This is a genomic window from Pseudomonas helleri, assembly GCF_045830615.1.
GTDB classification, from domain to species: Bacteria; Pseudomonadota; Gammaproteobacteria; order Pseudomonadales; family Pseudomonadaceae; genus Aquipseudomonas; species Aquipseudomonas helleri.
In genome coordinates, this window is sequence record NZ_CP174501.1 from 2,824,810 (window position 1) to 2,848,445 (window position 23,636).

Consider the following 23,636-nt stretch of genomic DNA (forward strand, 5'->3'; position numbering starts at 1 on the left):
GTGCTTGCAAAGGCCTTGCTTAGGGAATGGGCGGATTGTTCCAGCGTTGCACGGTGACGATCATGTGTCCCTCGCCGGTCAGCGCGTTGCCTGCGTCGTCGACCGCAGCGATCACCTTGAGGTTGCCGGCATTGTTGGTGGACATTTTGCGTGCCGGGTTCGGCCCGGCATCGCCCGGGGTGAAGATGCCGGTTTCAGCCTGCATGACACCTGCGAACTTGACGTCTTCGTCTTCCTTGGCCTGTTCGTTGAACGGCTCTACATGCCACTTTGCAGGCACTACACCGATGCGGTAAGGCTTGCCATCGGCTCCTTTACCCCACGCTTCGGCGTCAAAGCGGCCCTGAACCTTGGGCGTCGAACCGCCGCCACCGCCAATCCGCGCCACCGAAAACTCGGGCACCACCTTGATCTCGGCAATCTGGTTGTACACCGCCAGAGCTGGCCCCTTGAGCACGCCCACGCTGACCTCACGCAAGCCCGGCTGCGCATCGGCGCCAGCCTTGACCTTCAGCTTGATACGCGACGGGCTCTGCTCCAGCACTTCTAGCACCTCTACGCCCTGGCCCAGGTTCGGGGTGCCGCTGAGGCCGCTGCCGACCAGGGTGATTTCGCTTTCACTGCCGGCTTTTACGTAGCCCGGCTGCACCGCAAGCACACGGTTGCTGCCCTCTTTGGCGGCGATAAAGTCCAGCCCGCGCTCGTCGTGATCGGCTTCAAACATGCGCCCTTGCAGGGTGTTGTCCTTGGCGGCGAACACCTGATGCATGTTGACGCCGTCGATCTTGACGTTGCCGCGCCACTCGTAGCCGCTGTACAGCAAGGCGCTGCCTTCGCCATTGAACGGCGCACCATCGGCGTATTGGCCGGTGATCTTGACCTTGAAGGTATCCTCGCCATCTGGCGCAACAGCCATCACCCCGGCCACTTCCCCTTTGCCCGGCAAGTGCCCGCTAAAGCTCCAGTTGCCTGCCAGGGTTTGGCTTTTGGGCGCAGTTTTCAGCCATTGCTGCCAGGCCGGGTTGTCCAGCGGATAACGCTCGGCCAGCATCGGCACCATTTGGGTACGCGCCAGATCAAACCAGTCACGGTCGCGGGACAAGGCCTGGTATTCCAGCGACGGCCATTGACCGAGGTGGAAGTTCACCAGCCGCTCCCATTCCTGGGCCGGACGCCGTTGCAAGGCAATCCGTGCGCCAGAGTGGCAACGGGCGCACATTTGCGTGGTTTGCTCGTCAAAATGCTCGACCGTGTTCAAGCGTCGCTCAAGGGCATAGCGCACGCCGTCCGTTTCGCTCGGCGCCAGGCCTTGAGTGTCGGCCAGGTATTTGACCAGCGTGCGGCGATCCTCATCGCTGATCTGCAAGCCGTGCATGGTCTGCATCCGGGCAATGCTCATCAGCCAGCCTTCCGGGGTTTTGCGCTGATGGCTGATACGGCTCAGGCCATTGTTGGCTTCGGGAATATGACAGCCCATACAGTTTTGCTGGAGGATGCTCTGGGCATCGCGGGCAGCCTGGCTGTCCGGTGCATGCAAGCCTGCGCAAACGGCCAGGGCCAGCAGGCTGGCGTTCAAGCCTGATCGGAGTTTTATCTTCATCAACGTCGGACCTCGCACGGTGCTTTCTTATTGTTGTGGCTTATCGTTTTGAAACGTCTTAACGGAGTAATACACGGAGCGTGCCAGCTTACGAAAAGCCCGGTAAATCAGCGAGATGGGCGGCGATACGAGTTTTGCCCCCCGTGTTTACAGGCATTGGGGCGTTTTATATCGAGACAGCTGTTGCACTCTGAGACGCGGACCGAGAGCGCCCTTGTTGCGAAAACCGTCTCAAGCCTGTCGCAGATTGCGACAACTTGCCAAGCCGGGCAGACGCTGTATCGCCTCAAAACCCTGCAAATACGGGGTAACAGCAAACTGGCACAACCGTTGCGAATGCCCTCGGACACTAACAAGACGAGGACTCATCATGTCGCTTGCTGCTCTGCTACCTGCCACTACGGCTTTTATTCAACGCGCCCCGCGCATGCTGGTTGGCGGCGCCTGGGTCGAGGCCGCAGACGGCCAGACCATGCCCTTGCACAACCCGGCCACCGGCGAAGTCCTTTGCGTAGTGCCCAAGGCCACACCTGAGGACGTTGACCGCGCCGTTCTGGCTGCCCGCCACGCCTTCGATGACTCTGCATGGACCCGCACACGGCCACGGGAGCGGCAAAATCTGCTGTGGAAACTGGCCGACCTGATGGAGCGTGATGCGCAGTTACTGGCGCAACTGGAATGCCTGAACAATGGCAAAAGTGCTGCCGTGGCCCAAGTCATGGACGTGCAGTTGTCCATCGATTTCCTGCGCTATATGGCCGGTTGGGCGACCAAGATCGAGGGTTCCAGCGTCGAGGTGTCGTTGCCGCTGATGCCCAACGATCAGTTCCATAGCTTTATTCGCCGTGAAGCGGTGGGCGTGGTCGGCGCTATCGTGGCCTGGAACTTCCCGCTGCTGCTGGCATGCTGGAAACTCGGCCCGGCCTTGGCAACCGGCTGCACCGTGGTGCTGAAGCCTGCCGATGAAACCCCGCTGAGCGCGCTCAAACTGGCTGAACTGGTGCAAGAAGCCGGTTACCCCGAAGGCGTATTTAACGTGGTGACCGGCACCGGGATCACCGCAGGCTCGGCGCTGACACACAATCCGCTGGTGGACAAACTGACCTTCACTGGCTCCACCGCCGTGGGCAAGCAGATCGGCAAGATCGCCATGGACTCCATGACCCGCGTGACCCTGGAACTGGGCGGCAAGTCCCCGACCATCGTCATGGCCGACGCCGACCTGAAAAGCGCCGCTGCCGGAGCGGCCAGTGCGATCTTCTTCAACCAGGGCCAGGTCTGTTGCGCCGGTTCGCGGCTGTATGTGCAGCGCAAGCATTTTGACAATGTGGTGGCTGATATTGCCGACATTGCCAACGCCATGAAACTGGGCAACGGCCTGGATTCCAGCGTAGACATGGGCCCGCTGATTTCCGCCCGCCAGCAGGAACGTGTGGCGCATTACATTGAAATGGGCCGTGAAAGTGGCGCCACCATTGCCTGTGGCGGCGAGCATTACGGACCCGGTTTTTTTGTTAAACCGACGGTGATTGTCGATGTGGACCAACAGCACTCACTGGTGCAGGAAGAAATCTTCGGCCCGGTATTGGTGGCGATCCCGTTTGACGACGAAGCTGACGCACTGCGCATGGCCAATGACAGCCCCTACGGGTTGGGTGCGAGCATCTGGTCAAACGACCTGGGCGCGGTGCACCGGATGATCCCGCGCATCAAATCCGGTTCGGTGTGGGTCAACTGCCACAGCGCCCTCGACCCGGCGCTGCCGTTTGGCGGCTACAAAATGTCCGGTGTAGGCCGTGAAATGGGTTATGCGGCGATTGAGCATTACACCGAGCTGAAATCGGTGTTGATCAAGCTGTAACTCATGTAGTCGCTGACGAGGTACGAGGCTGCGATGCGGGCCGCAGGACCGCCGCTTTGGGGTCGCTGCGCAACCCATCGCAGCCTCATGCTTCGGCAGCGACTACAGGATGGGTTCGTAGCCTTGGCTTACCAACCAGCTTTTGAGCGCGCGGGCTTGCTCTTGCGTGAACCCCGCCAATACGTTTTGCGCAGGCTCAGTCCGCAAACGCCGCAGCACAGGCGCGACTTCGACCCCTTGCACATGCCAGATCCCCAGTGGCTGGTCCGGGCTGATGACCACCTCGGCTTCATCGACAAAGCCATCACGCAACACCGGCGCCCGTTCTATTCGCAATGCGGCAAAAACTGCCTCGGCGTGGGCTGTCTGGCTGTCCGGCCAATGGCGACGTGCAGCCCAAAACGGTTGTTGCGCCCAGCGCTGTTCTTCGGTGTAGAAATCCCGGCCAATGCGCGCAAAGCGCATAAACAGTTGCTCGACCCGCTGCTGGTGAAAGCGCTGGGCCAGGGCCGCTCGTTCAGGTTTACGCAGGAGCGTGTTGATCACCGCCGGTGCCTGCAACGCCGATGACAAGGACTGGAAAATCCCGTTGCCCGACAGTGGGTCAACTGCCATCGCCGCATCCCCGACCCGAATCCAGTTTTCGCCGCACACCTGCGGGCTCAAGATTGCCGTGCTGCTGCGGGCATGCAGTTGCATATCGTGTTGCCCTGAATCGGAAAAAAATGCTCGAGCCAGCGGCGAGGCCATTCGCTGTTGCTGGCAGTACTCCAGCAATTGCGCCTTGCCCGGCAGTTCGGCACTGGCCACGTCCACGGTCCATTGCCAATAACATTGGCCGTCCGCCCGTCGTGCCATCCATGCCCAACCCTGCGCCAGGCTTTCAACGGCGCTGGCGGTGTGGCCAGGCGTCGCTTGCCAGCGATTAAGCAAACTCACCGTCTCCGGACCACGCAGGCCTTTGCCGGCGGCAGGCGCCTGACGACCTCGGGCTTCCACCAGAAAATCTGCCTGCAGCGGCTCGCGCCCTTCGAGGCTGATGCTGTGGCCGGTGGTTGATGACGCCACTGCCAACACGCGAGCCTCGATCACGTCTACCCCGGCCAGACGCAAGTCTTCACGCAGCCCGCGATCAAAACACGGTCGATCCAGCAACCACTCGATGTTTTGTGCGTGCTGCTGGCCGTTCCACGCCACTTGCCGCTGTGAAGGCATTACCGCGTCTGCCACTGCCCGCTGCAAACCCGCTGCACGCAAGGCCTCCAGCACCCGCTGGGAAATACCTTCCAGCGCGGCAAACCGGCGCCACTCGCTGACCAGCGTCACCGGGTAGCCCAATCGCCGCAAGCCCATGGCCACCGCCGCACCCGCGGGGCCTGCACCCAACACCACGATCGCGCTCATCAGCACACCCGCCTCTCAGGCCCGTGATAGTGGGCATTGGTTTTCAGCCACTCCAGCAATTGCGGGTTAGTTGCCTGCGGCTGTGCAAGCAGTTGGCTGGCAAGATGACCGCTCAAGGCCGCGCAACCGAGGCTCGCCCCCGATTGCCCGGCGGTGTTTGAACGTACGCAGGCGGCAAAATCCGCCTGTGCGGTATTCAGCCACGACCATTGGTCTTGCGTGCAACGGGCATCGCCGGTCACTCGCAGCACCTGCGGGTAACTGGCCGGGTACACGCCCTCGCCCTGCGCCGGGCTTGAGGCACACAGCAACACCCCGCGTGCCACCGCCAATTCACACGCCTCGCGCAACAGGCTGCGATCCTGGCGCAAGCCAAGGCTCAAGTTGATCAGCCGCACGTTTTGCGTCAGCAGCCAGTCAATCGCCGCCGCAATCTGCAAGGTGCTGGTGACCCCGCGCTCATCGAACACTTGCGCTACGCAAAACACGGCCGCCGGTGCCCGCCGGGCAATTGCCTGAATGACCGCAGTGCCGTGCCCCAAGGGATCGTTCTGCAGCTCGCTGCGCAACAGTTGCCCATCGAGCAGGGCAAACCTGCGCCCTGCCACCACCTGCGGCTGTTGCGCGGGGGCATGGCCGCTGTCGACCACGCCAATTCTGAGTTCAGGCTTCATGCAGCACCTTGTTTGCTGTCAGTTGGCCGGCCTGCAAATGCAAACACAGGTCGGCGTTGGCCAGGGTTGAAGGCCGGTGGCTGATCAGTATTCGTGTACGCCGCGCAAACAGGCGGTCGATGGCCTCAATCACTTCGCGCTCAGTGGCCTCATCGACAGCCGAGGTGGCCTCGTCCAGCACCAGAATTAACGGGTCTTGCAACAACGCCCGGGCAATCGCGATCCGTTGCTTTTGCCCGCCCGACAACTGCTGACCACGCTCGCCCAACGGGCTGTCGAGGCCTTCGGGCAGGTCGGCAATCAAGCTGTCGAGTTGCGCCAGCCTGGCAACTGCGGCCACCGCTTCACGGCTGGCCCCCGGTACCGCGTAAGCCAGGTTATCGGCCAGACTGCCGCGAAACAGCACGATGTCCTGGCTGACCACTGCAATCCGGCGGCGCAGTTCCAGCAAGTTCAGTTCACGCAGGTCAACACCGCCCAACAACACCCGACCGGACTGTGGGTCGTGGTGGCGTTGCAACAGGTCAACCAGGGTCGACTTGCCAACCCCGGAGCCGCCACTGAGGGCGACTTTGCTCCCGTAGGGAATATGCGCATTAATGCCGTTCAGGGTGCTGGGACGGCCGGGATGGCTAAAGTGCACGGCCTCGAAACGCAAGTCGCCCTCGTCTGGAAGCGGTTTGGGGTTCGAAGGGCTTAGCACGGCAGGCTGTTCGCCGCGCAATTCCATGACCCGGCCGAGGCTGACGGTCATCCGTTGAATCGCCACATACAGCCCGAGCAGGCTTTGCACCGGCCCGATGGCCATGCCCAGATACGTTGAAAAGGCGATTAGCGCACCGAGTTGCCAGGTGCCCTGCACGACCCAATAGCCGCCAATCAAAAACACGCAGGCCCGTGACAGCGAGGTCAAGGTGCCCGGCACGGCCTGGGTGAAAAACTCGGTGACTTGCAGGCGCAGGAGTTGGCTCATATAGCCTTGGCCCAGGGTTTCCAGGCGCTTGGCTTCGCGCTGCTGCTGACCGGCCGACTGAATAAACTTCATCACCGGCAGCGTCTCGACCATAAACGATGAGACGTCAGCCGAGCGCTCGCGCAATTGTCGGACATCACGCTCCACTTTGCGCCGCATCCAGCGCAGCCAGAGCACATCAAGCGGGATCAGGATCAAGGCCAGCAGCGACAGCTTCCACGACAAGGCCAATAACATGCCCAAGGCCACCAGCAAACCAATGATGCTGGACACTGCCGAGAACAATGAATCCACGGCAAATCGCTGAATTTCGGCGACATCGCCGTCGATCCGCGACATCAGGTCACCAATACGTCTCTGGCCGTAGAACCCCGGCGACAGGGTTTGCAGGTGCTGGTACAGGTCATCACGCAGGGCAAAAAGAATCCGCCCGGACAGCCGGGTGTGCAGGTAACGATTCACCCCCGAGAGCGCCGTGCCCAATAGCCCGGCAACGATCATCAGCCCGGCCACCGTCGCCAGCACCGGAAAATTGCGCGCGAGCAAGCCGTCATCAATCAGTTGTTTGGTCAGCCACGGCTGTACCAGTACCAGCAACGAGGCACACACCGACAAGCCCAGCAGCCCGGCAATCGCCAAGCGGTGCGGGCGAACAAAGCCGTACAGCCAGTGCAGCGCCTGATGCAACGCTTGCGGGTTGGGGCTGTCGATCAGCCCGACGATCAGGCGCCGCATCACACGCGCAACTGTTTGAGTTTGCGGTACAGGGTGGCCCGGCTGATACCCAGCGCTTCAGCAGCCGCAGACACATTGCCCTGGTGGTTGTCCAGGGATTGGCGAATCAGCTCCAGTTCGTTTTCGCGAATACTGCCCGCCGGTGGGCGCTCGCTGGCGCTCAGGTCATCGAGCAGGCTGTCGGGCAGATGCTCAAGGGTCAGTTCAGCCTCGTCAGGCTCGCGCATGGCCAGCAGCGTGCGCAGGACCATTTCCAGTTGGCGGATGTTGCCCGGCCAGTGATAACCGTCGAGCAAGGCTTGCAAGTCGGGGTGCAAGCTCACGTGCGGGGCCTGCAATTTGCCCAGCAAGCGGGCAATCAAGGCGCCGAAATCCTCGCGCTCGCGCAGGGCCGGCAGCATCACGCTGATGCCATTGACCCGGTAGAACAGGTCTTCGCGAAAGTGGTGTTCGTGCACCAGTTGTTTGAGATCACGGTGGGTGGCGCAGATCAGCGCGACGTCGATGTCCTGCTCTTCGCCTGCGCCCAAAGGAGCGACCTTGCGGTCTTGCAGCACCCGTAACAGGCGCGCTTGCAGGGCCAGCGGCATGTCGCCGATTTCATCCAGAAACAGGGTGCCGCCGTGGGCCTGTTGCAGGCGGCCGATCATGCCGCCACGGCGCGAGCCGGTGAAGGCCCCTTCGCGATAACCAAACAGTTCGGACTCAATCAGGCCTTCAGGAATTGCTGCGCAGTTAACCGCAACAAACGGCTTGGCGCTACGGCTGCCGGCCATGTGCAAGGCACGGGCGACCACCTCTTTGCCGGTGCCGGTTTCCCCCAGCAGCAACACCGGCAGCTCATTCGCCAGGCCCTGGCGCGCCATGAGCAAGGCCCGGGCGTAACGGGCGTTGCTACCGGCCAGCGCCTCCAGATCAGGCGCGGGCGGCGTGGTTTTCGGCGCCGTGCGTGGCGCCGTCAGCACATTCGGCAAACGTTGTGGCGCACGCAGGGTTTTGTAGAAGAATTCGCCCTGGGCGGTTTGCAGGCTGCCCAGGGCGCCTTGTTGCAGACGAGCCAGCAGTTGCAGGCCATCGAGCCCGAGGAACGCTTCGCAACGTTGCCCTACCAGCACCGAGCGTTCAGTGCGCAACAATTGGCAGGCCTGGCCACTGGCCGCGAGGATCTGCCCGCTCAGGCTGACCGCCAACAGGCCTTGCCACGGGGACTCCAGGTACTGGCGACGGCTGTGGAAGGCCAGCACGATGTGCTCCGAATAGCTGGTATTAAACACCCGGCTTTCAATCTGGCTGACAGCCATGCCCAGTAACGCGGTGCTGTCGTGCACGCGACCGAGCGGCCCTTCGCGGGTCAGGTCGAGCACGCCGAGGATGTCGCCTTGCGGGCAATGAATCGGCACTGAGGTGCAGGAAAAACGGCTCAGCCGATCCAGATAGTGCTCGCCACAATCGATCAACATGGGTCGGCCTTCGACCAGCGTGGTGCCCAGCGCGTTGGTGCCGCGTGCGGCTTCGCTCCAGCAGGCGCCGAGGGTAATGTCCGGCACCCCGCTGCCTTTGAGGCGGTCGGCGCGGCCCTCTACGGCCAGAATGGTGGCGTCGGCGTTGGCCAGAATGATCAAGCCATCCTTGCCCTGACGCTGGTTCAAGTAATCAATGGCCGGCATGGCCGCGTCGATCAGTAACTGGTTGTTGGCCAATAACAGGTCAAGGCTCGCAGTGGTTTGCAGGCTCAGTTCATGCTGGCCACTCACGGGCACACCGTGGTTGAGGCTGCGGCGCCATGAGGCGTCGATTTCGGCACGCAACACGCCACTGGGCACCAGACCTTCGAGGTGCAGTTTTTCCCGGGCCAGGCGAACTTCGCGAAGGGGCTTGGGCTGAAGTGTTTTTGTAAGAGTCATCAGGCGCTCCACAGCAGTGAGCTTTGCGATTTTTATTTTAGATCTGCGCACTGTTACCAATCTTTACGTTAACGTAAGGGGAATGGCAAGATTTGAAATCCAGTAAAGGACGATCACGGTATGCACCACATCTCCCCTTCCTTGCAAGACACCGCTGCGCCTGAAGGCGTTTGCTATGGCTGTGGCAGCAACAATCCCCATGGCCTGCACATCAAGAGCTACTGGCATGAAGACGGTGTTCACGTTGTAGCGGAACATTTGCCGGATGCGCGTTATTGCGGCTGGCCTGACCTGGTGTACGGCGGGTTGATTGCGATGTTGGTGGATTGCCACTCGAACTGGACGGTGATGGCGTATCACTACCGCGCGGAAGATCGCCAGCCAGAGAGCTTGCCGAGGATCAATTGCGTCACCGGCAACCTGGGCATCAAGTTCATCAAACCCACCCCGATGGGCGTCCCTCTGACCCTGCGGGCCTGGGTTGAGGGTGACGTCGGACGCAAGAGCCGGGTGATCTGCGAGGTGTATGCCGGGGACGTGCTGACGGCGGTCGGGGATTCGGTGTTTGTGCGGGTCGATGCCGGGAAACTGGCGGATAAGGCTCACGATCGCAGTTAACTCTTTACCTTAAATTTAATTTCTATCTATCTGATTTATATAAATATCTGTAGGAGCGAGCTTGCCTCGCGATCTTTTAAAACATCAAAAGATCGCGAGGCAAGCTCGCTCCTACAGGCTGTGTATTCATGAATTATTATTCATGTTCATGGTTGACGCATCGGGTGACCAATGGTCAGATGCGCGCCTGTTTCAGGTGTCCTTGGCCATCGCGCCCAGGGTGAAACGGGAAGCCGGTACGCCTTTTCAGGCCAATCCGGCGCTGCCCCCGCAACGGTATGCGAGCGAAATATTCAAGTAGCCACTGTGCTTTGGCATGGGAAGGCGAATGTTTCATGACCCTCGTGAGCCCGGAGACCGGCCTGATCCAACATATGGCACTCCGCGGTGGGCGGATGCAGGCCTTGGCGCGCGCAAAGTCCCTCCCTGCCCGTCATTTTTCTGCGTGAGTTCCCCTGAGTGCCCGTTTTGGTTCTATCTGACGGCGCCTCCATGACCCCTGCAACCCGACTGTCCGCTACTACCCCTTTTGTCTGGCCCGACCGTGAGGCTGCGTTTTATGCCGAGCATCTGGCCGCCTCCAACTATGTGGAGCGCGTGGGCGGTCGCTTGCTCGAGCTGCTCGGCCCGCAACAGCAATTGCTGGATATTGGCGCCGGCTCGGGGATTCTCGGTCGCCACTTGCTGATGCCCTGTGGGCAGTGGACGGTGGTTGAGCCCAACGCCTTTATGCGTAGCAGCATTGAGCAACTGGCAGCCCAGGCACCCAGTGTTGAACTGAGCCTGCACAACGGCCTTTGGCAGGACTTGCCAAATTTGCCGCTCACCCCGACCACAACCGTGTTGTGCGCGAATATCCCGGTGGCAGACGGCCAGGCCCTGGCGTTTGTTCAGCAGGTTCGGCCGCTGGCCACGCGCACCCTGGTGTGGAACCAGCCCGCGCAGGAAGGCCCGCGCACCTATTGCCTGTCCGGCTTCTTGCCGCCGCAACTGCACCGCAGTGACATGACCCCCGGCTACCAACTGACGCTGGCTGAGTTGCCGGATCGCTGGCAACCCGACCAGATCCATTTCACCGACTGGGCCTTCAGCACGCTGTTTGCCTCACCGTATGCGGCCTTGATGCACTTTATGGAAAAACTCGGCGCCCTGGATGGCGCGGCGCAAGGGCTGCTTGAACGCCACCTGCAAGACAACCTGCAAAAAGTGCCAGGGGGTTGGCTTGCCAGTGCCCCGAAACGGGCGGCCAGCTTGATCTGGCACGCGTAAATAACTCCTATAAAAATGCCTTCGGACTTCTCCATGCTCAACCTGTGCAACGCCCCCCTGCGCCATTCGTTCAGCGCAGCCGTGCCGCTTTGGCTCGGTGTCAGTCTTGCGGCCTTTGCCGCAGAAAACCCGTCGGTCCTGCACATGGACTCAACCCTGGTCAGCGCACCGCGCGCCGGTGAGTCGCTCAAGGATGTCACCAGCACCGTGCAGGTCATCGACAGTGATCAGATCGAGCGCTCCTCGGCACGCAACCTTACCGATTTGCTGGCCGAGAACGCCGTGGGCTTTTTCAGTGAATGGACGCCGGGCCAGACCTCGATCAACATCCGTGGCGGCAACACTGATGGCCAGGGCCGCGATTACCGCAGCCAGGTAACGGTACTGGTCAACGGCCGCCGCGCAGGTACGGCGAATATTTCCAAGCTGTCGCCAGCGCAAGTGGCGCGCATTGAAGTGATTCGCGGTCCGGCCTCGGTCATTTACGGCAGCCAGGCGATTGGCGGGGTGATTAATATCATCACCCGCAATGGCCGCAACACCCAAGGCGGTGGCGCAACGTTGCAAGGCGGTTCGTGGGGGCTGGCACAGGGCAGCGTGTACCAAAGTGGCAGTTCGGGCCCGCTGGATTACTACCTGGGCCTGGACAACGGTCGGCGCAATGACTACCACAGCGCCGATGGCACCCAGAAAAACACCTCGTGGAAACGTCGTGGCGGCCTGTTGGCGCTGGGGTACGAGCTGTCAGAAGACCAGCGCCTCGACCTGACCGTGCGTTCAGACGGCATCTATGACGCGGGCTTTCGCGGTTCGCAGTGGAACTATGGCAACTACGACAATCGCTACAACCAGTCGGTAGAGCTCGATTGGGTCGCCAAACCCACCGAGTGGCTGAACTGGTCTTCGCAGGCTTATGCCTTCCGTGACATTGACGATTTGCACTGGGGTTCGCCGGTGCTGGGCAATGGCAGCCCGGGATTCAGCAAAGACCACATCGAGCGTCGTCTTGAGGCTTACGGTATCAAGCTGACGCCGCAGTTTTTACTGACGCCAAGCACTGATCTGTTGGTGGGCCTGGACCTGGAAAAGAGCAAGCTGCGCAACGATCGCTTCCGTATTGCCGTCAACGGTTCTACCAGCAGTCAGGTGGCGCCCTACGACATCAACTCCGATGACCTGAGCGCGGCGCTGTACGCCGAAGTCGTGCAGCGGATGATGGACGACCGCCTGACCCTGCGCGCGGGTGCGCGCTACAGCTATGGCCAGTCGAGCACGGTCAAGACCGACTACATGCCGCTGCTGGACGAGAAAACCCGAGACTTCGACAAAGTCACCTACAGCCTAGGCGGCGCCTACGAGGCCATGCCGGGGGTCAAGCTGCGGGTAGGCGTTTCGACCGGGTTCCGTGCGCCGCTGGCAGGCGAGCTGGCAGCAGACTTCACCACCATCAGTGGCACACAGACGCTGGGCAACGCCAACCTCAAGCCCGAAACCAGCCTGCAATTCGAAACCGGCGTGACCCTGACCAATGCCAACCAGTTCTTTGACCTGGCGCTATTCCAGAACCGCATTCAGGACCGCATCACCACGCAGCCGGTGACCAAGAGCATCAGCCAATACGTCAATGGCGACGGCGACGCGGTGATCCGTGGCCTTGAAGCGCAATGGCAATACGATCTGGCCAGCGCCCTGGCCCTCGGTGACGAACGCATCCTGCGGCTCAACACCAATGCGGTGTGGAACTTCGACATGGACGACAAAGGCGCAGCGCCCACCTTGACCGGCCCGTACCGCGACAAGATCCAGCGCATGTATCAATACCAGGCCAGCCTGGCGCTGACCTATGGCCGCGAACGTGACTGGGATGTCGGGGTCAATGGCATTTTGCGCGGCCCGGTGTACTACCGCACCGAAGAAAAACTGCTCAACCCGGACACCAACTACGTGTACCGCAAGGCACCGTTCTGGGTCTTTAACCTGCGTGGCAATTACCACCTGAGCGAGCAATTGAGCCTGTTTGGCGGGGTCAATAACCTGTTCGATATCGAGCGCAGCACGCTGTTTATCGCCACCGGCAACGATTCGCCCTTAGCCGACCCACGCGCCTCCAATGGCGGTTTGGGCAACAGTAATCCGGGGCGTGAGCTGTACCTCGGCGCGCATTACCGGTTCTAAGCCGTATGCGCTGGCTTGTGCTGTTGTGTCTGCTGGTAAGCCTTGTATCCAGGGCCGATGACGACTTCCCGCGGACTGTGGTCGATGCCCTGGGCCGCGAGGTCACGCTGACGCACCCGCCCAAACGGATCGTCGCCATCTTCGCCAGTAACGTCGAGATGCTGGCGGCGATCGGCGCCGGGGATGCCATTGTCGGTGTCGAGGCGTTTACCCGTTACCCCGCCGACATTGCCGAACGGGCCAAAGTTGGCGGGCGTCTGGGGTTTTCTGTGGAGGCCATCGCCCGCCTGCAAGCTGATCTGGTGGTCATGACCCCGGCCCGGCAAGCGGCAACCCTGGTGGAGCCGCTGCAACGCATCGGCATACCGGCGCTGGTGCTCAACCACCGCGATCTGGAGGCCGTGCTGGCCAATATCCGTCTGCTGGGCCAGGCCACCGGCCATGAATTGGGCGCCGAGCAACTGATTGAACGCATGCAGGTGCGACTGGATGCCGTACAAGCGCGCTTGGCCGGGCAGCCTGCGGTGCCGGTGTACCTGGAGACCGGCAGCAATGATCGCGGCCACTACCTGACCTTGCGCGGGCACAATTACACCAGTGATATTTTGCGCCTGGCAGGCGGCACTAACCCGTTTGTTGACAGCCGCCTGAGCCAGGTGGGCGGCGAATCAGTGTTTCAGGCAAATCCAAGGCGCATTATCGTCGCGGGCAGCCCGCAACAGGCGGCCAGCCTGGCTGTGCGTCCGGGATGGCAAAGCATTCCGGCCGTCGCAGCCGGCCGTGTCGACAGCATTCCCAGTGCCTTGTTGCTGATACCCGGCCCGCGCGTGGTCGAAGGCGTCGAGCAGTTAGCCGCGCTGCTGCACCCTGAACTGTTCCCGCCCCTTGCCGAGACACCGCCATGAGCGCCGCCAACAGACGCTATCGCCTGCTGTGCCTGACCCCCTTGCCAGCGATTTTTATCGGCCTGTGGCTTGGCGCCGAACTGGCGCACTGGAGTGACTGGTGGGCGCTGTGGCGAGGCGATGAAACCCCGTTCGCGCAACTGCTGATGACCTGGCGCCTGCCCAGGGTACTGGCGGCCTTTTGCGTGGGCGCTTGCCTGGGCTTGGCCGGGGTGATCTTTCAGGGGGTGTTCCGTAATCCGCTGGCAGAGCCGTACTTGCTGGGCAGCGCGCCCGGTGCGGCGGTCGGCGCGGCCATCGCGTTGCTGGTGCCCTTGCCCTTGGCGATGTCGTTGAGTTTGCCGCTACTGGCCTTCGCCGGTGCCTGGGGCGCGACACTATTGGTGCTGCTGATCACCCGCTTGACCCGCATCAACGACACCAGCGGCTTGCTGCTGGCCGGGATTGCCGTGGCGGCGCTGCTCGGGGCCTTGCGCAGCCTGCTGTTGCTCGCCCTGTCCGATGAAACGGTGAATTTACAGGTGGTGCTGAGCTGGACACTGGGCGGGATTCACACCCCGGATTTCCCCGCACTGGGTTTGCTGGCCTTGCTGACCGGGCTGGCCTTGATCTGCGCACAGCGCCTGGCCCACGGCCTGGATCTGCTGGGTCTGGGCGATCATGTGGCCTACAGCATGGGCTTGCGACCGCAGCGTTTTATCAATGTGTCGCTGTTATTGGCCGCAGCCATTACCGCATTGGCGGTGTCCTGGGGCGGGCTGGTGGGTTTTGTCGGGCTGGTGGCTCCCCATGCGGTGCGCTGGCTGATTGGCCCCACCCATAAGCGCCTGATTACCGCCAGCGCCCTCACCAGCGGCGCCTTGCTGGCGTTGCTCGACGGCTTGGCGCGCAGTGTCTTGCCGCCTGCCGAAATCCCCTTGGGGTTGCTGACCGCCTTGTTGGGGGCACCGTTTTTTCTGCTGCTGTTAACCCGTGCGAGGCCCGCAGCATGAAGGTGAACCCGGTTTTACAGGCGCATGGCTTGAGCGTGCACCACGCTGGCAAAGCCGTGCTGCATGATTTTGATCTCGACTTGATGCCCGGCGAACTACTGGTACTGGTGGGGCCCAATGGTTCGGGCAAAAGCAGCGCCTTGCGTGCGCTGGCCGGTGTGCAGACGCTGAGTGCCGGCAATGTGCAGTTGCAGCAGCGGGCGTTTCAGCACTGGCCCGCGCCACAGCGTGCGCAAACGTTGGCGTATCTACCGCAAGACTTTCGCAGCCAGTGGGATTTGCAGGTCCAGGAACTGCTTGAGCTGGGTGCCCGGCGCAATGCCGCCCGTGTCGGGCAGCCGGTGTCGGCGCAATTGATTGAGTCGCTGGATATCGGCCACTTGCTGCAACGGCGACTGTCGCAGTTGTCGGGCGGCGAGCGTGCCAGGGCGGGCATAGGCTGGGCTCTGGCGGCGGATTCGCCGATTTTGCTTGCTGATGAGCCAACCGCGGCGCTGGACATAACCCATCAGCTCAACTTGTTGAGCTACCTGCGCAGCCGCTTGGCGCACTGCGCGCAATTGCTGGTGCTGCACGACCTGGGTTTAGCCATGCGTTTTGCTGACCGTATTGCGGTGTTGGCCGATGGGCGTTTACTGGGGCACGGCAGCCCGCGAGTGGTGCGGGAAACGGGCTGGCTGGAGCAGGCCTTCAGCCTGGAATTCGCCTGGCATGACAGCGCCCACGGGTTGTACCCGATTCCGCTGGGATGAGCCTTCCTGTGCGGCAGTTCAATCTGTAGGAGCGAGCTTGCCTCGCGATCTTTTAAAAGATCAAAAGATCGCGAGACAAGCTCGCTCCTACAGCATGTCGCTGATCAGGTTGAACACGGTCTGTTTGACCGCGCTGTTCAGGTCTACCCAGGCCAGGCCGGTGGTAGCTCTGTAGTCGTCCAATTCCAGGGGCCGGGAGACCACGTTGGCAGGCAATGCGCGGCCTGCGTTGGCCGGCAGCAAACCTATGCCCAGCCCGGCTGAAACCAGCGCCAGCATGGTGGTGAATTCGCCCAGCTCGGAGCCGATCTGCAATTGCACGCCCCGATTGCGCAGGGCTTGAATCAGTTCGTCGTAGAACCCCGGTGCGTAGCGTCTGGCGAGGATAAACACCAGGACGTTGGCCAACGCTGTCGCCGGAATGCTGGCACAGGCTGCCAGCGGATGATCGCTCGGCAACGCGACCACGAAGGACTCTTGCAATACCACGCGGGTATGGATGCCAGCGATCACCGCCGGTAAACGCATCAGCCCGAAATCCAGCTGGCCATTGTGCAAGGCGCTGGCCTGATCCGGGCCGGGCATGTCCTTGAGTTCCAGTTCGATACGCGGAAAACGTGCATGCAAGGTGCGGATCAGGGTCGGCAAGAGTTCCGGCAGTACCGATGAGACAAAACCAAAGCGCACCCGGCCAATCTCCCCTCGCCCGCAGGCTTTGGCGACATCGCTGGCGTGGGCGGCTTGCTGCAGGGTGGCGCGCGCTTCGGGCAAGAAGATCGCGCCCACCTCAGTGAGCATCACCGAATGCCGATTGCGTTCGAACAGGCGCACGCCCAGCTCTTCTTCAAGCACCTTGATCTGCATGCTCAAGGCCGGTTGCACGATGGACAAACGGTGTGCGGCCCGCCCGAAATGCAGTTCTTCGGCCAGGGTGACAAAGGATCGCAGGTGCTTGATTTCCACTCTCAAACTCCAAACAAAAGGCACGCTGACACGTGGTTATCAGCGTTTTTGATCACGAGATCATCAATGACGATTGGACGCACTGCAAGGCCTGGGGTGAACTGGCTAAAACAAGATCATCTCTGTCACCCACAAAGCCTGCATCGACAGAGATAACACACAGGTGGAATACAGCATGTCCTTCAATTTCAGCAGCTTTCGACTGGATGGCCGTCGCGCCTTGATCACCGGCTCTGGCAAAGGCATTGGCCTTGAACTGGCACGCGGTCTGGGGGCTGCGGGCGCTACGGTGGTCATCAATGATCGCAATATCGATAAAGCCCGCGCTGTTTCCAGCCAATTACGCGATGAGGGGCTCAAGGCCGAGTTCGCGGTGTTTGATGTGACCCAACGCGAGCAACTGCTCGACGCGATCAACGCCTTTGAAGCCGAGACCGGGGCCATTGATATTTTGGTCAATAACGCGGGCATTCAGCGCCGTGCACCGTTGGAAACCTACGACGCCAACGACTGGCACGATCTGATGCGGGTCAATCTGGACGGTGTGTTCTATGTCTCGCAAGCGGTTGCGCGGCACATGATGGGTCGTGGGCGCGGCAAGATCATCAATATCTGCTCGGTACAAAGCGAGCTGGCACGCCCGACCATTGCGCCTTACGCCGCCTCCAAGGGCGCGGTGAAAATGCTCACCAAGGGCATGTGCGCCGAATGGGCACGCCACGGTATTCAGGCCAATGGCCTGGCGCCGGGCTACTTTGCCACCGAGATGAACCGCACACTGGTGGACAACCAGGAGTTCTCAGAATGGCTGTGCAAACGCACACCGGCCGGGCGCTGGGGCCGTGTCGAAGAACTGTGCGGCGCTGCCGTGTTCCTGGCCTCCCCGGCTTCGGATTTCGTTAACGGTCAAACGCTGTTTGTCGATGGAGGCCTGACCAGCGTCGTTTAAACCTGCATCTAAAAAAAACAATAACAGGGGGAACCCCATGAGCACTCTCAAAGAACCCGCACTGCCGCTGACAGGTGGCCGTGAGCAAACGGTCAAGGCCAAGGGCTTTGCGCCCAAACGCTGGCTGTACCTGATCCCGATCATTTTCATCACTTACAGCCTCGCCTATCTGGACCGGGCCAACTACGGCTTTGCCAGCGCTGCCGGGATCGAGCATGACCTGGGCATTACCAAAGGCATGTCCTCGCTGATCGGCGCGCTGTTTTTTCTCGGGTACTTTTTCTTCCAGGTGCCGGGGGCGATTTACGCGCAGAAATACAGCGTACGCAAACTGGTGTTCTGGAGCCTGATTCTGTGGGGCTTTTGCGCCATGGCCACGGGGCTGGTGACCAACATCCCGATGCTGATGTTCATTCGGGTGTCGCTGGGCATCGTCGAAGCGGCCGTGATGCCCGCCATGCTGATTTTTATCAGCAACTGGTTCACCCGCAAGGAACGCTCACGGGCCAACACTTTTCTGGTACTGGGCAACCCGGTGACGGTGCTGTGGATGTCGGTGGTGTCGGGCTACCTGATTCAGGCCTGGGGCTGGCGCGAAATGTTTGTCATTGAAGGCGCTCCGGCCGTGCTGTGGGCCTTCGTCTGGTGGCGCATGGCGCGTGACAAACCCGAGCAGGTCAACTGGCTGACGCAACAGGAAAAATCCCAGCTGGCCGCCACCCTGGCCGATGAACAGAAAGGCATGCCGCAAGTACGCAATTACCGCCAGGCCTTCACCAGCCCGGTGGTGATTCAGTTGTGCTGTGTTCACGCGCTGTGGAGCATCGGCGTGTACGGTTTCATCATGTGGCTGCCGAGCATCATCAAACAGGCAGCCGCAGCTGACATCGTCACCGTCGGCTGGTTGAGCGCGGTGCCCTACGTGGCCGCTGTCGCCGCTATGTTGGCGGTGTCCTGGGCCTCGGACAAATCCCAGCAACGCAAACACTTCGTCTGGCCGTTGCTGGCACTCGGTGCGCTGGCTTTCCTCGGCTCTTATCTGCTGGGTTCTGAGCATTTCTGGCTGTCGTTCGTGCTGTTGACGTTGGCCGGTGCCGCGCTGTACGCACCTTACGGGCCCTTTTTTGCGCTGATCCCGGAGATCCTTCCCGCTAACGTCTTCGGTGGTGCCATTGGCCTGATCAATGCGTGCGGGGCCTTGGGCGCCTTTGTTGGCTCATGGATCGTCGGCTACCTGATTGGCCTGACCGGCAACCCCGGTGCGGCTTACATCTTCATGTTCGCCGGGGTGCTGTCCTCAGCGATCTTGATGGCGTGGGTCAAAGTGCGTCGCTGATCGCCAGCACGCGCAGTATTAATTGCGAATTGTTCTCACACGAGTGACAGGCACGGATCGAATGTTATAAGGTAACGCAACTTATGACATTCACCTGCCTGTGATCTCTTCAATGCCAAACGCAATTCAAGCCCCGCCTTCAGGCCAACGCCTGCTCTCCATCGACGCCCTTCGGGGCCTGGTGATCATCTTCATGCTGCTGGACCACGTGCGCGAGACGTTCTTTTTGCATCGCCAGGTGGCCGACCCTATGAACATTGATGTGACTGACCCCGCCTTGTTTTTCAGCCGGACCCTGGCCCACTTGTGCGCTCCGGTGTTTGTCTTGCTGACCGGGTTGTCGGCATTTCTGTACGGTGAAAAATACCAGGGCACCCGCGACGTCTCGGCTTTTCTGTTCAAGCGCGGGCTGTTTCTGGTAGTGCTGGAATTCACCCTGGTGAACTTCGCCTGGACCTTCCAGTTCCCGCCAAGCGTGATTTACATGCAGGTCATTTGGGCCATCGGCGTCAGCATGATTGCCCTGGCCGCGCTGGTTTGGTTGCCCCGCCCGCTGCTTCTGCTGCTCGCCGTGGTGATCATTGCCGGGCATAACCTGCTGGACAACGTGCACTTTGCCGCAGGTTCTGCGATGCATGTGCCCTGGGCGATTTTGCATGATCGCGGCTGGATCGAGTTTTCGGACAACCTGCGTTTGCGCACATCGTATCCGGTGCTCCCGTGGATCGGGGTCATCGCGCTGGGCTACTGCCTGGGGCCGTGGTTCGCACGCTCTGCCTCAGCAGCCTTGCGTCAGCGTTTTCTGCTGCTTGCGGGCACTGGCGCCCTGCTCGGCTTTGTCGCCCTGCGTTTGATCAATGGTTATGGCGAGGCGCAATGGGTGGGCTACAGCAACGTAACGCAAACCCTGATGAGCTTTTTCAACATCACCAAATACCCGCCTTCGCTGCTGTTTCTCACCTTGACCCTGGGTGTCGGCCTGCTGCTGTTGCTCGGCTTTGAACGCGCCGGCCAGCAACGCTGGATCCGCACCCTGGCGGTGTTTGGCGCCGCGCCGATGTTCTTCTACCTGCTGCACCTGTACGTGCTCAAAGTGCTGTACCTGATCTGCGTGGGCCTGTTTGGGTTAAATCAGGGCGATTTCTTCGGTTTCGACGGCATCGGCGCCGTGTGGCTGACGGCTATTTTGCTGGCCGCGGCGCTGTATCTGCCGGTGCGCTGGTTTGCCGGTCTCAAGGCCCGTCGCCGAGATGTTTCATGGCTGAAATACTTCTAATGCGGACGGCGCGGCGTGTTGCTCTAACATGCCGCGCATCCCGCGTTTGGGACCCAGACTCTATGGATAACCAGATATGCGTATTTCATCCCTGACCGTGCTGTTGACCACTTCCCTGCTTGCCCCTGCTGCCATGGCCGAGACCCATGAAGTCAAAATGCTCACTCGCAGCCCGACCGCCGGCATGGTCTACGACCCGGATTACCTGCAGATTGCCCCCGGTGATACGGTCAAGTTCGTGGCGGCGCAAAGCGGCCATAACGCAGCGACCTTACCGGCCATTTGGCCAGAAGGCGTTCCGACTTTTGTGGGCAAGATTGATCAGGAAATCGAACAGACCTTCAAGGTGCCAGGCCTCTATGGCATTCAGTGCACGCCGCATCTGGCCATGGGCATGGTGATGCTGATTCAAGTGGGCGAACCACCAGCCGAGGCGCCAGTTTTGCCTGCGTCACTGCCCAAGCGTGCGCTCGACCGCATGAATGCCGCCCTCGCCCGACAGGCCGCGCCATGACCGCCATACGTACCCGCTCAGCCATTTTGCTGGCCCTCGCCAGCCCCGCAAGCATGGCCGATTCGGCCCAGTCCCAGGCCAATGGCTTTATCGAAGACAGCACCTGGGCTGTGCTCAATCGCAGCGTCTACGACCGCCGCGATTACCAGCACGGCAGTAGCAACAGCAGCGCACGTAATGCCTACAAAACCAGGGCTGAACGCAACGATTACGCCGAGGAATGGGCGTACGGCCTGATGGGCACGTTGCAGTCAGGTTTCACCCAGGGGCTGATCGGTGTCGGCGTCGATGCCCACGCCTACCTCGGGGTCAAACTGGACAGTGGCGGTGGTCGTGCGGGCAAGGCCCGGTTGCTGGGGCTGGATAACGAGGGCTACCCCAAGGACGACTACGCCCGGGGCGGCGCCGCGATCAAGCTGCGCATGTCGAACACGGTGCTGTCGTACGGCGAGCAGCGGGTCAAGACCCCGGTATTCAGCTCATCCGACAGCCGCCTGCTGCCCGAGACCGCCACCGGGCTGTTTGTGACCAGCAACGAGTTCAATGCCCTGAAAATGGTCGGCGGGCACTTCACCGGCAGTACCGATCGCAACGCCAGCAGCCATAACCAGGAGTTTGTGGTGAACTACTCCAACGGCCGCAAAGGCGACGCGTTCGACCTTGCGGGTGTGGTCTATACCCCCAGCAAACAACTGAGCACCAGCCTTTATACGTCTCGCTATGAAAACACCTGGAACCAGCAATACGTGGGCGCCCTGTTCAACCAGCCGCTTGATGAAAAGCGCTCGCTGGCATTCAACTTCAACCTCTATCGCACCACCGATGAAGGCAAGGCGCTGTCGGGCACCATCAACAACACCACCTGGAGCTTGATGAGCACCTATGCCCAAGGCCCGCACAGTTTCAGCCTCGGGTACCAGAAGGTGCATGGCGACACGCCGTTCGACTACGTGACCCGTGGCGCGATCTTTATCAGCAACGCCGTGCAACTGTCTGACTTCAATGCGCCGAACGAACAATCGTGGCAAGCCCGCTACGATCTGGACATGTCGCCCTGGAACCTGCCGGGTTTGATGTTCAGTGCCGCCTATGTGCGCGGCAGCCAGATCAACGGCACGCAGGTTGATCCTAAAGGCGGCTATGCCTATTTGGGGTATGGCAAAGGCGGCAAACACTGGGAACGTGATCTGGAAGCGCGCTATGTGGTGCAAAGTGGCGCGGCCAAAGGCACCACCCTGTCACTGCGCTATAACGTGCATCGTGGCAATGCGGCGCAAGCAGAGCTGGACGCTGACCAGCTGCGGGTCGCGGTGGAATACCCGCTGACGGGGAGGTTTTAAGCAGAATCTGTAGGAGCGAGCTTGCCTCGCGATCTGGTGATTTAAAAGATCGCGAGGCAAGCTCGCTCCTACGGTTTGATGAGGGGGGATTAGTGCGCGGTGCCGTGATCGTGCATGTCCATTTCCATGTGCATCGTGTTCAGCGCACGTGCCTGGGCTTTGACTTCGATCGACTCTTTGGTGCCTTTGGCATCTTCGACAATCAAGGTCAGCGGCACGTGATCACCGTCTTTGATCTGACCTGTCAGGTCCATCAGCATCACGTGATAACCCTCGGGTTCGATGTTGACGGTCTTGCCGGCCGGCAATGCCACGAAAGGAACAGCGTGCATGCTCATGACGTCGTTCTTCATGGTCGACTCATGAATCTCAACGGTCTTGGCCACCGCGGATTTGACCTCAACCAGCTTGCTGTCGGCGCTCGCGGTGATGTGCATAAAGGCACCGGACGAAGGCTGGCCAGGAACAGTCGCGCGCACCCAGGCGTCATCGACAACGGTCTGCGCAGAAACGTTAAGGCTCAAGCCGAGCAACGACAGCAACATCAAGCGATTTACAGTTTTCATAAGACGGGCTCTTTCAAAGGAAGCGGAGATCAGCAGACCGACATCACCGTCAGCAGGTCTTCGGTGCACTGCTTGGCCGTCAGTGAAGGCGACAAGCCCAAACGCAGTACGCCACGCGTATCAAACACGAAGCTGGTGGCCGTGTGCGACAGGGTGTACGACGATCCGGTCGGGATCTTTTCGTAGAACACCTTGAACTCTTTGGCCGTGGCAGCGGTTTCTTCGAGGGTGCCAGACAACGCAATAAAGCTTGGGTCGAAGGCTTTGACATAGGCATCGAGCATTGCCGGCTTATCGCGTTCCGGGTCCAGGGTGATGAACACCACCTGCAAACGATCGCCGTCCGGGCCCATCATTTTCTTGATTTGCGCAGCGCGGGCCAATGCGGTCGGGCACACGGCCGGGCATTGGGTAAAACCGAAGAAAATCATCGGCATCATTCCGCGAAAGCTGCCGAGCATCATCTCGTTGCCTTCAGCGTCGCGAAGCTTGAACTTGCGGCCCAGAATCTCGTTGCTGAGGTCTTTGCCGTATTTGTACGACAAACCGCTGCCGGGGTCACAACCGGCCAGCAAGCCGAGACTGAGCAAGCCAAGACCGGCAACGACATGGCGGCGAGTCAGTAATGCATTCATGTCAGGTTCCTTTAAGCGGTCTGGCCCATAAGCCTGACCTTTGCCCTGCGCAGTCAGCACAGGTGTGCGCATGACTCGACCAATGGATCCGCCATTAGCAGCAGCGCACGATTGCTGTGGGGTAAACGCGTTTCATGGGCGCTGAATCTACCACTGTCACGCCCCTGTCGCACGGCAGGCACGCCCCGTTGTGGT

At 60.8% G+C, this 23,636-nt stretch carries 20 protein-coding genes and 1 riboswitch; of the genes, 12 read left to right on the forward strand and 8 right to left on the reverse strand.

Going from position 1 to position 23,636, the window contains the following annotated elements:
* Positions 1 to 19: 19 nt before the first annotated feature.
* Positions 20 to 1,600 carry a quinohemoprotein amine dehydrogenase subunit alpha gene (peaA, locus tag ACJJU9_RS12685; RefSeq protein WP_407728611.1) on the reverse strand — a complete coding sequence of 527 codons (1,581 nt, stop codon included), beginning with the start codon at positions 1,598 to 1,600 and terminating at the stop codon, positions 20 to 22.
* A gap of 370 nt (positions 1,601 to 1,970) precedes the next feature.
* On the opposite strand from peaA, the gene ACJJU9_RS12690 reads away from it, so the two are divergent.
* Positions 1,971 to 3,461: an aldehyde dehydrogenase family protein gene (locus tag ACJJU9_RS12690; RefSeq protein ID WP_314915680.1), complete on the forward strand. Its 1,491-nt coding sequence runs from the start codon at positions 1,971 to 1,973 to the stop codon at positions 3,459 to 3,461.
* Positions 3,462 to 3,563: 102 nt separating this feature from the next.
* Here the strand turns inward: ACJJU9_RS12690 and ACJJU9_RS12695 are convergent, their stop codons facing one another.
* From ACJJU9_RS12695 to ACJJU9_RS12710, 4 genes are read right to left on the reverse strand one after another with little or no spacing between them, the layout of a single operon-like run.
* A complete protein-coding gene (locus ACJJU9_RS12695; RefSeq protein WP_407728612.1) occupies positions 3,564 to 4,865 on the reverse strand; it encodes an NAD(P)/FAD-dependent oxidoreductase in 1,302 nt (433 codons plus the stop codon).
* Positions 4,865 to 5,539: a S8 family serine peptidase gene (locus ACJJU9_RS12700; RefSeq protein ID WP_407728613.1), complete on the reverse strand. Its 675-nt coding sequence runs from the start codon at positions 5,537 to 5,539 to the stop codon at positions 4,865 to 4,867. The genes ACJJU9_RS12695 and ACJJU9_RS12700 overlap by 1 nt, the downstream gene beginning before the upstream one ends.
* Positions 5,529 to 7,247, reverse strand: a complete 1,719-nt coding sequence (locus tag ACJJU9_RS12705) for an ABC transporter ATP-binding protein (protein ID WP_407728614.1) — start codon at positions 7,245 to 7,247, stop codon at positions 5,529 to 5,531. Before ACJJU9_RS12705 ends, ACJJU9_RS12700 begins: the two co-directional genes overlap by 11 nt.
* Positions 7,247 to 9,151 (reverse strand): sigma-54-dependent Fis family transcriptional regulator, encoded by a 1,905-nt coding sequence (locus ACJJU9_RS12710; protein ID WP_407728615.1) that lies wholly within the window; start codon positions 9,149 to 9,151, stop codon positions 7,247 to 7,249. The genes ACJJU9_RS12705 and ACJJU9_RS12710 overlap by 1 nt, the downstream gene beginning before the upstream one ends.
* Before the next feature lie 120 nt (positions 9,152 to 9,271).
* On the opposite strand from ACJJU9_RS12710, the gene ACJJU9_RS12715 reads away from it, so the two are divergent.
* The 6 genes from ACJJU9_RS12715 (at position 9,272) to ACJJU9_RS12740 (ending at position 15,862) form a co-directional block, all read left to right on the forward strand.
* Positions 9,272 to 9,769, forward strand: coding sequence for a PaaI family thioesterase (locus ACJJU9_RS12715; protein WP_123749238.1), 498 nt, complete (start codon positions 9,272 to 9,274; stop codon positions 9,767 to 9,769).
* Between the two features lie 177 nt (positions 9,770 to 9,946).
* Positions 9,947 to 10,150: riboswitch (cobalamin riboswitch) on the forward strand.
* 111 nt (positions 10,151 to 10,261) lie between these two features.
* Complete coding sequence (locus ACJJU9_RS12720; protein WP_407728616.1) at positions 10,262 to 11,038, forward strand: class I SAM-dependent methyltransferase; 777 nt, start codon at positions 10,262 to 10,264, stop codon at positions 11,036 to 11,038.
* A 33-nt stretch (positions 11,039 to 11,071) separates the two neighbouring features.
* On the forward strand, positions 11,072 to 13,213 hold the full coding sequence (locus ACJJU9_RS12725; RefSeq protein WP_407728617.1) for a TonB-dependent receptor: 2,142 nt from the start codon (positions 11,072 to 11,074) through the stop codon (positions 13,211 to 13,213).
* A gap of 5 nt (positions 13,214 to 13,218) precedes the next feature.
* Positions 13,219 to 14,118 carry an ABC transporter substrate-binding protein gene (locus ACJJU9_RS12730; protein ID WP_407728618.1) on the forward strand — a complete coding sequence of 300 codons (900 nt, stop codon included), beginning with the start codon at positions 13,219 to 13,221 and terminating at the stop codon, positions 14,116 to 14,118.
* On the forward strand, positions 14,115 to 15,110 hold the full coding sequence (locus tag ACJJU9_RS12735) for a FecCD family ABC transporter permease (RefSeq protein ID WP_407728619.1): 996 nt from the start codon (positions 14,115 to 14,117) through the stop codon (positions 15,108 to 15,110). Before ACJJU9_RS12730 ends, ACJJU9_RS12735 begins: the two co-directional genes overlap by 4 nt.
* Positions 15,107 to 15,862, forward strand: coding sequence for an ABC transporter ATP-binding protein (locus ACJJU9_RS12740; protein ID WP_407728620.1), 756 nt, complete (start codon positions 15,107 to 15,109; stop codon positions 15,860 to 15,862). Before ACJJU9_RS12735 ends, ACJJU9_RS12740 begins: the two co-directional genes overlap by 4 nt.
* 87 nt (positions 15,863 to 15,949) lie before the next feature.
* On the opposite strand, the gene ACJJU9_RS12745 is transcribed toward ACJJU9_RS12740, so the two are convergent.
* Entirely contained in the window at positions 15,950 to 16,825 is an 876-nt protein-coding gene (locus tag ACJJU9_RS12745; RefSeq protein ID WP_407728621.1) for a LysR family transcriptional regulator, read from the reverse strand.
* 175 nt (positions 16,826 to 17,000) lie between these two features.
* On the opposite strand from ACJJU9_RS12745, the gene ACJJU9_RS12750 reads away from it, so the two are divergent.
* The 5 genes from ACJJU9_RS12750 to ACJJU9_RS12770 all read left to right on the forward strand — a co-directional run bounded on the left by ACJJU9_RS12750 (position 17,001) and on the right by ACJJU9_RS12770 (position 22,240).
* Complete coding sequence (locus ACJJU9_RS12750; RefSeq protein WP_407728622.1) at positions 17,001 to 17,774, forward strand: SDR family NAD(P)-dependent oxidoreductase; 774 nt, start codon at positions 17,001 to 17,003, stop codon at positions 17,772 to 17,774.
* 37 nt (positions 17,775 to 17,811) lie between these two features.
* Complete coding sequence (locus tag ACJJU9_RS12755; RefSeq protein WP_153437878.1) at positions 17,812 to 19,110, forward strand: MFS transporter; 1,299 nt, start codon at positions 17,812 to 17,814, stop codon at positions 19,108 to 19,110.
* 112 nt (positions 19,111 to 19,222) lie between these two features.
* Positions 19,223 to 20,386: a DUF1624 domain-containing protein gene (locus tag ACJJU9_RS12760; RefSeq protein ID WP_407728623.1), complete on the forward strand. Its 1,164-nt coding sequence runs from the start codon at positions 19,223 to 19,225 to the stop codon at positions 20,384 to 20,386.
* A gap of 76 nt (positions 20,387 to 20,462) precedes the next feature.
* A complete protein-coding gene (locus ACJJU9_RS12765) occupies positions 20,463 to 20,900 on the forward strand; it encodes a pseudoazurin (protein ID WP_262125075.1) in 438 nt (145 codons plus the stop codon).
* Positions 20,897 to 22,240, forward strand: coding sequence for an OprD family porin (locus tag ACJJU9_RS12770; RefSeq protein WP_407728624.1), 1,344 nt, complete (start codon positions 20,897 to 20,899; stop codon positions 22,238 to 22,240). The genes ACJJU9_RS12765 and ACJJU9_RS12770 overlap by 4 nt, the downstream gene beginning before the upstream one ends.
* A gap of 89 nt (positions 22,241 to 22,329) precedes the next feature.
* Here the strand turns inward: ACJJU9_RS12770 and ACJJU9_RS12775 are convergent, their stop codons facing one another.
* A complete protein-coding gene (locus tag ACJJU9_RS12775) occupies positions 22,330 to 22,806 on the reverse strand; it encodes a copper chaperone PCu(A)C (protein WP_407728625.1) in 477 nt (158 codons plus the stop codon).
* Between the two features lie 29 nt (positions 22,807 to 22,835).
* On the reverse strand, positions 22,836 to 23,441 hold the full coding sequence (locus ACJJU9_RS12780; protein WP_048372059.1) for an SCO family protein: 606 nt from the start codon (positions 23,439 to 23,441) through the stop codon (positions 22,836 to 22,838).
* Positions 23,442 to 23,636: the final 195 nt, after the last annotated feature.